Origin of the sequence: Acetobacter sp. DsW_54, assembly GCF_002153575.1 — a bacterium.
Classification (GTDB): domain Bacteria; phylum Pseudomonadota; class Alphaproteobacteria; order Acetobacterales; family Acetobacteraceae; genus Acetobacter; species Acetobacter fabarum.
In genome coordinates this window covers 1-1,224 of the sequence record NZ_JOPD01000053.1, presented here as the reverse complement: position 1 = coordinate 1,224, position 1,224 = coordinate 1, and the positions used below count along the sequence as shown (strand labels likewise).

Here is a 1,224-nt window from a genome sequence, read left to right as displayed (position 1 = left end):
TGGAGGGTTCTAAAAACCCCCTGGTTTTGAGGTCTTCTGTATGATTCTATTTCTTCTGCGTTGATTGAGGGAATGGCGATATGAAGCAGTCTGGTTTCTTTGATGTTGAAGAGCGTCTTGCCCGGCTGAGTGGGCTTGGCGATCAGCTCGAAGCGTTTTCCCGGACTGTGGATTTTGAAGCGTTCCGTCCTGATCTGGACAAGGCCCTGGCGTATTCCGATGGAAGCAAGGGCGGACGGCCGCCATTTGATCCTGTGCTGATGTTCAAGATCCTGGTGATCCAGACGCTGAACAATCTGTCTGATGAGCGGACGGAATATCTGATCAACGATCGCCTCTCCTTTATGCGTTTCCTTGGGCTGGGACTTTCAGATCGGGTGCCGGATGCCAAAACGGTCTGGCTGTATCAAAAGCGTCTGACCCAGGCGGGTGCGATCGATGGGCTGTTCAACCGCTTTGATGCGACCCTGCGTAACGCCGGGTATTTGCCGATGTCAGGCCAGATCCTGGATGCCACGCTGGTAGCGGCTCCGAAGCAGCGGAACACCAATGCAGAGAAAGCGGATCTGCGAGCAGGCCGTATTCCTGAAGACTGGCAGGACAAACCCGCAAAGCTGTCGCACAAGGATCGTCATGCGCGCTGGACACTGAAGTTCACGAAGGCGAAGCGGCAGGATGATGGAACCATGCCATCCAGCGATCTCGCCATCCCGTTCTTTGGCTATAAATCGCATGTTTCCATCGATCGGAAATACCGGTTCATCCGGAAATGGAAAACAACGCATGCCGCTGCCAGTGATGGCGCGCGATTGAGAGAGGGGCTTCTGGATAAAACCAATACGGCCTCAAGTGTCTGGGCCGACACGGCCTATCGCTCAAAAGCCAACGAAGACTTCATGGAAAAGCAGGGCTTTGTCTCCAAGGTTCATCGCAAAAAGCCGCATCTCAAGCCTATGCCCCGGCATATCCAGAAATCAAATGCTGGAAAGTCGGTCATCCGCTCGCGTGTCGAGCATGTCTTTGCCGATCAGAAGTCACAGACGGGGCTGTTTGTCCGGACTGTCGGTATCAGTCGAGCCACCATGAGGATCGGGCTCGCCAATATCGTCTACAATATGCGCCGCCTCCTCTTCCTCGAAAGATTGAACGCGAGCGCATAGCCATCCAGCGAGAGACAACTCCCAATCTGCTCAAAACGCAGACTGGACGCCATCGCAAAAACCG

At 54.2% G+C, this 1,224-nt stretch carries 1 protein-coding gene; it reads left to right on the top strand.

Annotation, left to right across the window (positions count from 1 at the left end; translation table 11 throughout):
- The first annotated feature begins 80 nt into the window (after window positions 1-80).
- On the top strand, window positions 81-1,160 hold the full coding sequence (locus HK20_RS12495; RefSeq protein WP_086647366.1) for an IS5 family transposase: 1,080 nt from the start codon (window positions 81-83) through the stop codon (window positions 1,158-1,160).
- The last annotated feature ends 64 nt before the right edge of the window (window positions 1,161-1,224 follow it).